This is a genomic window from Cognatundibacterium oligocarboniphilum, from assembly GCF_013377855.1.
Classification (GTDB): domain Bacteria; phylum Pseudomonadota; class Gammaproteobacteria; order Burkholderiales; family Burkholderiaceae_D; genus Undibacterium; species Undibacterium oligocarboniphilum.
This window is the reverse complement of the sequence record NZ_JABXYJ010000021.1, coordinates 1-6,949: the sequence shown is the minus strand read 5'-3', so window position 1 is coordinate 6,949 and position 6,949 is coordinate 1. Positions and strand designations below refer to the sequence as shown.

Below are 6,949 nucleotides of genomic sequence, written 5' to 3'. Positions count from 1 at the left end.
GTATGTAATTACATGGTATGTAATACATTATTATATTCAATGGAGTAAATGATGGCCAGAACCGGATTGTATAAGTCAGAAGTCGAAAAAGCACGCAATAGCCTGTTAGCTCAAGGGCGTCATCCGTCGGTCGATGCGGTGAGAATTGCCTTGGGCAATACCGGCTCCAAAACCACCATACACAAGTACCTGAAGGAGTTAGAAGAGGCGAATGGCGGTAACGTTGATCGCAAAACCTCCATCACCGAAGCGCTACAGGATCTGGTGGCGCGCCTGGCTGCCCAGCTAGAGACAGAGGCAAGTAATCGCATCGCCGAACTGGAATCGCGGCATAGCGAAAAAGATCTCCTGCATGAGGCAGAAGTTACAGATTTGACGGCAAAAAATGTTGCGATCCAAGAAAAACTCGACCTCACCATAGCCGCGATCAAACAAGAAATCCAATCCCACGAGCAAACCAGGGAAGCANACGGCAAAAAATGTTGCGATCCAAGAAAAACTCGACCTCACCATAGCCGCGATCAAACAAGAAATCCAATCCCACGAGCAAACCAGGGAAGCATTGCAGAGCGAATCCATCGCTAGGCATACTTTGGCGCAGCAGGTAATGGATCTTAAGGAGCGCTTGGTTGAGAATGAAACACACCGGCATTCATTGGAAGAAAAACACAATCATGCACGGGATGCCCTGGAGCATTACAGATCATCGGTCAAAGAGCAACGTGATCAGGATATCCGACGCCATGAACAACAAGTTCAGCAACTACAAGCTGAGCTGCGTCATTTGCAGCAGAGCCTAGTGCTTAAGCAGAACGAAGTGACGCAACTCAACCAGGATGGGGCTAAGCTGATTGCAGAATTGTCCCAAGCGCAGAAGTCGCTATATGAAGAGAAAAATCAAAGTCGTAAGACACAGACTGAATTAGATGCACAACGAGCCATCGCACAGCGTGCCGCGCAGATGGAGACTCAATTAATTGAAAAGACTGCCCGGATCACTGACTTACAGGAGCAGCATGTTGATGCATTTACTCAAAATAAGGCATTGGAGACGCAGATAAGCAGTTTGCAATTGGAGTTGGCCAAGAGCGATGCCAAGCTTGACGCTCAGCAGCTAATGATGGCTGAATTTAAGGCTTTCTTGAATGTGAAACCGCAGTAAATTATTCCTAAGCAACACGGCTGTGCAGACCATCTTATTGATTTTCAGCCGCGTGCAAGGGTTAATTAAAACGAACCCTCGATGTCACTTTAAAAACAAATATTGATGAATTCTGACGACAAAAATCTATTTAACCCAGCCTTCAGCTGGCATCAAGCATTTCGCTTGCATGCCGCACCAAGGCAGCAGGAACTGATAATCTACCTGCAAACAACGTTTGAGGAAAGGCTGCACGAAGTGGTAAGCGTGCCGCTGCAAACTCTACTGGATGATTTCGTACAATTTTCTGAGGCGGAGCAGGTTGGTTGCATGACCAAAGAGTTGCAGGCCGCATCATTTGCGCTACGACGCGCAGCAGAGCAGTTGGACAAGCAATTGGCCAACAATCACGCTACTGCGAAACTGGGTTGTTGTAATTGGTGTGATGGCCAGGTGCAATATGCGGATCGAAACGACGATTAAAATGTAAAGGGAAAGCCAGAAGGTGAACTTAAAGCGCTGTAGAAATAGTGCTCATCTAATTGCTCACCGATGGTTTTACTGTCTAATTCTACATTCTTAGGGAAGATAGGAAAATTTCAAAATTACCATTTTAAATCAATGAGTTAAGTATGTTTTGGCGAAAAAAACCGTAATCACGGCCGTCCCTCACATTCGCTTTCAGTCAGTGTCACGCCTACTATCCTTCGATCCTCGTCGCGAACTCCCCAAAATATCGAACCCTTTTGCGGTACGCCAGCGTTCAGAAAGGCGACTGCGTATTGGTCGACTAGCGCCTTAATCGAACTGAGCGGATTGGAGCCTTTCACCTCCTTTAGTTCACAACCACGGTTTTCATGATACGGAAATTTGGCGCCTTTTATCAATTTGAGCGGATCACTACGAGTTCTCACTATATTTCTAGGGGAAAACAGTTGATAGTTGTATCCCGCAAGCGATCTGATATGGTGATCAGGGCGAAATAGTTCGATACGGTTGATCTGTTGTGGGAGAAGATCTTTTTGATGCGAAAAGAGAATTACTTGCGACAACTTTGCAATCTCTGTCAGGATTTCCATCGTGAAATCTCTTACACCATCGTCGCGAGACAGTTCAAACTCGTCGATCAACAGCGGAAGCGCTAATCCTGATTTTTTTCGTACGACGAGTTCTCGCAACAGAGCGGCAATCATCTGCTCGCCGCCGGATCCCATGTTCGGATTCGCTAACACAATATTACGGAGGTTTGACCACAATTCGTGACTCTTAATATTGTCAGGCAAATGTTGTGTGTCGCTGCGAAGGTCAAACTTTGCTAAGCGGCGCGTATGCAAGTCTTTGGTGATCAGGAAAAGTGGGCTATTGAAGTCGTTGATAGCAGCTAAAACATTAATCGCAAGCGGGCTGGGAGTATGGGTTACTTCGATCCTTGAATCGTTTGACACACGAAGAATGGTCTCCTCTTCGGAAGTTCCCGAAACAAGCGTGGCCGAAGCAAGTGAGGGCCCAATCCCTTGTTCCGCAATGTGGATTGCTGAACGACCAACGATTGCTGCAATTATCGCGCCACAAAGTTGAGTTTTTCCACTGGCATTATTTCCAGTCACGATATTTATTTTATTTCCCGAAAACTGGAAGTTGGAATCGGCGAATGGGCCGAAATTTTGCAGCGAGACTTTAGTTATGTGCATGAAAATCCTGTCAATGAAGCGGCATGAGGTCAATTATCATATAGCCTTTGTGCAAAAGGCGACTTTTCATGGGATATGAAGTGAAGGATTTATTGGATAGCATTCAGTAAGGCATAAAAGATCAGCGTGCCCATGTTACGGGCCTAGCAATGCTGGATAATCACGCAGCACTGCCAATAACTACCGGTGTTCAATAATGTTATATGTCAATTTCGTTCTGGACATGTCCTACAAGGTTTAAAAATGGTTCTGCTTCCTCCTGCTGTAGCTCATCGCTTGTTGACGGCCGAAACCGCGGTGTCGTTGTGGCTGGATCATCAGCCCTTAGCAGCCGAGTTGGAGGCGCTGGTGCAAAATCCCGGCGTTTTGCCGCCTGAAGAGCTGCGCGGATACATTGCCGAAATCATCGGGCATCGTTTCGTTACCACCACGGCCGCCGAACGAGGCCCGTGGGACTCCTATTTTGGACCAATATCTTCAGGAACGGACAAGGATGGCAACGAGGTTCATATCCCCGATGCCAAGCAGATTGATGCTGAGGTTATCGAATACTGGAAGGCGCGTGCTGAGCAAACGCCGCATACCATCCTTCGCGCACGTTACGCCGATTTGGCGTGGGAGATCGGACGCATCTGGAACCGAGAGCACCCTGGGCAGGCTCCCGTTGCGCTGCCTCGGGAGTTGGCGCAACGCGCGGCGGTAGCCTATTTGGATTCGATTGGCCTGACGGACGCAGGCATTCCATTGCAGCTATTCAGGGCGTGGCGCTTCTTGGAGCGCGCATTGAGCTTGGCGCTGCACATCCAAGACACCTCGCTGATCGAGCGTGCCAAGAAGGCGGCCTTCGACTTCAATCGGGCGAATCGTGCAGCCGGGCATGTGGGCCAGTGGTGGCTTATCGACGATTTTGTCTTTGACCGCAAAGGTTTGGTACTAACCGACGCAGAACGCATGGAGGTCACCGGCTGGCTAACGGAGGCGCTGGACACCTGCTCGGATCTGGCGGACCGTCAGCGATTCGAGCCACATCTGGCCCTGCAAACCGCCGATCGTATAGCACGCTGGGCGACCAAGTCCAAACAGCCAGAACTCGGTGTGGCAGCACTCAAAAAGGCTGCAGGCACATTCGAGACGTTCGCTAAACAGGCCAACGCTATAACCGCTATCGCGTGGCTCGAAGATATCAGCATCCGTTATCGGCAGAACAATTTGGTCGAAGACGCCTCGCGCGTTGATGCGGAAATCATTGCACGCTCAGAGGAGGCCAAGCAGTCCATGCGCCTGTCGTCCGTACCAATTAGCGTCTCTGAGGAAGAAATGGAGCGCTGGCTCGCCGAACTAATGGCGGAATCGCCGAAGCAAGCGGTTGGCCGAATCGCCTTTCATCTGATGTCCGATCCTGAAGAATTGCACCGGTTAGTCGAGTCCAGTGCAGCTAACGCGCCGCTGCACGCGAGCATTTCCATCACGTTAATGGACGACAACGGTTTTACAACGGCAACCATCGGGTCGGTCGAGGATGACTTACAGGGGCGCATTCTCAACGCGGCCGCAACCTACATCGGCGGGTCTAGCCCTTGGCTGCATCAAGCCTTGGCGCGGATGATTAGTCATTGGAGTGTCGATGCAGAGGCGTTGATCGCGCTTCTGACGCAGAGCCCTTTATTTCCCGTGCCGACGCACGGGCTGCTGCGAGAGGGTATAGCCGCATGGTATGCAGGTGACTTCGTGAAGGCTGTTCATGTCCTTGTGCCGCAGGTGGAGGCCGGGTTGAGGGAGATGCTGCGCAGGTATGGCGAGTCACCCATGCGGCACAACCCGCGCGAGGGTGGATTCGAGACGATAGGCATGGGCGCGCTGCTCATAAATGGGACATTCAAGGAAAAAGCTCATCCCCGGTTCCGATTGCATATGCGCGCGCTATACACCAGCCCGAAGGGGATCAACCTGCGAAATCGAGTGGCCCATGGTCTAGCGAGTGCCGATGGTTTTGGTCTGGGGATGGCAAATTGGGTCATCCACTCGCTGATGGCAATTCGAATGTTCGGGCACTTCGAATCTAATGCGCGAGACGTGGTCGATCCTGATTCTGCGCAACTACCTTCGGCGCAGACGTAGGCGTTTTTTCGGGTTTTGTATGCGCTGAAAGTTGAACCAACGAAGTGCTTACACTGTATTAGGCGGTATGAAGGTTGCGTTGTCGTTGGTCGAAGTTGTCTTTCTCCTGCACCTGGTGAAGGAAAATTTCATCTGCATCTGTAGACGGATGTTCCAATTGGCTCGCATATAAGGTTTCCACGGTAGACGCCGGTAACGATCTAATTGTTTCAGGTGAATTCCGTTTCTTGATCCGAAATTGGCTGTAGAGGACAGAGAGTTGCTGAAGGCGGCTTTCAATGCGCTGCAGTTTTGCATCTGCGTTACTTTTTGCAATCCAGGAGACGACGGCCGTTACAAATCCAAATCCGTTTTGCCATCGAAGTTCGTCGCCGCCAGAGGTCTCTGGTTGGTTGCGGATCGAGATAAACCAGGACTCAAGAATTACAGCCAAATTTCGATCATTCAATGTGCCCAACGCGTTGTCCAGGGCTCCATGACCATGGAGCCCATCGGCGTGCTGGTACAAATTCTCAATGTGGCGCAGTTTCTTCTGATGGGTNGGTCGAAAAAAAACGCCTGAGACTTTCAGGCGTTCCGAAGGATGAGATTTTGGAGTTTTTAAGTTGTTGCCGTTTGAAGTGTGGAAGGGTTAAACAGTGCCAATTTTGCAAGGGTGAATTTCGTTCTATTTATGCAAGAATTCAGCACCATTTGCAGCCTTCTTAGATACCTTCTGAATTTCGCATAATTTATATTATGTAAAATCGCATCCTAAGTTTTATATGTTCATAATTGACGGAATTCGAGTGCTCTAACGTAAATCTATCGGTTAGTTAAACGTAATGCTCCCTGGGAAAAGAAAATTTCAACTTTGGCTATTTCTGCCCATCCCCCAAAAATGTAAAGTAAGGCAAATATTCATCAGTTTGAGTGCCGGATTTGCGTCCTTTCCGTGCAATTTAGTGCGGTTTAGGGGTTGAGCCGAGATAAGGATAAAATAACCCATACCGGCATCATCATTGCCTGGTTAGAGAACGGTACCCAACAACCATCCCATAGCACCACTGCTCAGCACCACCAGCCATGGAGGCAACTTCCAAAACATCAACCCTACGACGGCGAGCACAACCATGTCAAAGTCCGCAGGCTTGAAAACAGCACTGATCCACACCGGACTGTAGAGTGCGGCCAGCAGAAGTCCCACTACAGCAGCATTGACGCCCGCGAGGGCGGCTTGTGTGTGAATCTATAATGATATCCGTCTATAGTCTCTACATGAGGAATGTCATGATTACTGTTCCCGTCTTTCTGCCGTAGGCACGCCAGAGGCCCACAGGCCGAAGACTAAGCTATCGCTTTCGCCCTTGTTGCGTAGTCCCAAATCATCTCGCATTGCATGAATGAGACAAGACATAAGTTCGTCATGCCGTGTTTTTGAGGGGCTTGAATTGGTCATCTTGATTTCCTGTTGAAACGACTGAAGAGCGACGATGACAGCATGCGGAGCAACGAGGTTTAATTTGTTGCAGGCTCTTGCAAATTCCTGCTGCCCCTCCGGTGTGCCTTCGCCTGAAATGACTCCGCTCAGGCTCGCCATAAAATCTTTGTAGTGTTCCAGCTTCTCTTTGCGTATCTCTGCTTCCTGTTCTCGCCTCTTCGTCGTGGCGTATGTAGTCACGGCTGTGAGACCAGCAACGACAATGCCCACGAGAGACGCAATTACTGTCGCTACTGGTGCTGTGATGTCGACCATTTTCATAGTCCTTTCGATTGCTTGCATTTTTGATAAACTCAACCAACTCGATCCGTATCTACGGTAGTGCTTTGATGTAAAAATGTTCGCAATTCTTCAACTAGTGACTGCTGCATGGCAATCTTTCCATCGGCAGTCGCTAGCTCCAATTGTTGATGTTGTAAGCGATTTTGCAATTCCTCGATTCGCGAAACTGCTTTTGTGAGCTGGGTATGCAAACTGTCTGCCTGTTTGAGGGTCGGCCGGGATTCATGTAAAAATATT

At 49.4% G+C, this 6,949-nt stretch carries 8 protein-coding genes and 1 pseudogene; 4 read left to right on the top strand and 5 right to left on the bottom strand.

Translation table 11 applies throughout. From position 1 onward, the window contains the following. Positions 1-48 precede the first annotated feature (48 nt). From HV832_RS17435 to HV832_RS17030, 3 genes are all read left to right on the top strand, one after another. Positions 49-585, top strand: coding sequence for a DNA-binding protein (locus HV832_RS17435; RefSeq protein ID WP_244954632.1), 537 nt, complete (start codon positions 49-51; stop codon positions 583-585). A gap of 22 nt (positions 586-607) precedes the next feature. After that, positions 608-1,162 (top strand): hypothetical protein, encoded by a 555-nt coding sequence (locus HV832_RS17430; protein WP_244954631.1) that lies wholly within the window; start codon positions 608-610, stop codon positions 1,160-1,162. A gap of 105 nt (positions 1,163-1,267) precedes the next feature. Further along, positions 1,268-1,624, top strand: a complete 357-nt coding sequence (locus tag HV832_RS17030; protein WP_176805250.1) for a hypothetical protein — start codon at positions 1,268-1,270, stop codon at positions 1,622-1,624. A 173-nt stretch (positions 1,625-1,797) separates the two neighbouring features. On the opposite strand, the gene HV832_RS17025 is transcribed toward HV832_RS17030, so the two are convergent. After that, positions 1,798-2,832 (bottom strand): AAA family ATPase, encoded by a 1,035-nt coding sequence (locus tag HV832_RS17025; RefSeq protein WP_176805249.1) that lies wholly within the window; start codon positions 2,830-2,832, stop codon positions 1,798-1,800. Positions 2,833-3,075: 243 nt separating this feature from the next. Here HV832_RS17025 and HV832_RS17020 point away from each other — a divergent pair, with 243 nt between their 5' ends. Further along, positions 3,076-4,950 carry a DUF4209 domain-containing protein gene (locus HV832_RS17020; protein ID WP_176805248.1) on the top strand — a complete coding sequence of 625 codons (1,875 nt, stop codon included), beginning with the start codon at positions 3,076-3,078 and terminating at the stop codon, positions 4,948-4,950. Between the two features lie 58 nt (positions 4,951-5,008). On the opposite strand, the gene HV832_RS17015 is transcribed toward HV832_RS17020, so the two are convergent. The 4 genes and pseudogenes from HV832_RS17015 to HV832_RS17175 all read right to left on the bottom strand — a co-directional run. Then, positions 5,009-5,458, bottom strand: coding sequence for a hypothetical protein (locus HV832_RS17015; RefSeq protein ID WP_176805247.1), 450 nt, complete (start codon positions 5,456-5,458; stop codon positions 5,009-5,011). A 501-nt stretch (positions 5,459-5,959) separates the two neighbouring features. After that, a pseudogene (locus HV832_RS17010) lies at positions 5,960-6,169 on the bottom strand (chromate transporter); the annotation flags it as partial. A gap of 54 nt (positions 6,170-6,223) precedes the next feature. Further along, positions 6,224-6,691 carry a hypothetical protein gene (locus HV832_RS17005; RefSeq protein ID WP_176805246.1) on the bottom strand — a complete coding sequence of 156 codons (468 nt, stop codon included), beginning with the start codon at positions 6,689-6,691 and terminating at the stop codon, positions 6,224-6,226. Between the two features lie 32 nt (positions 6,692-6,723). Continuing rightward, positions 6,724-6,949: hypothetical protein (locus HV832_RS17175; protein ID WP_218132074.1), on the bottom strand; the 226-nt coding region annotated here is incomplete at its 5' end.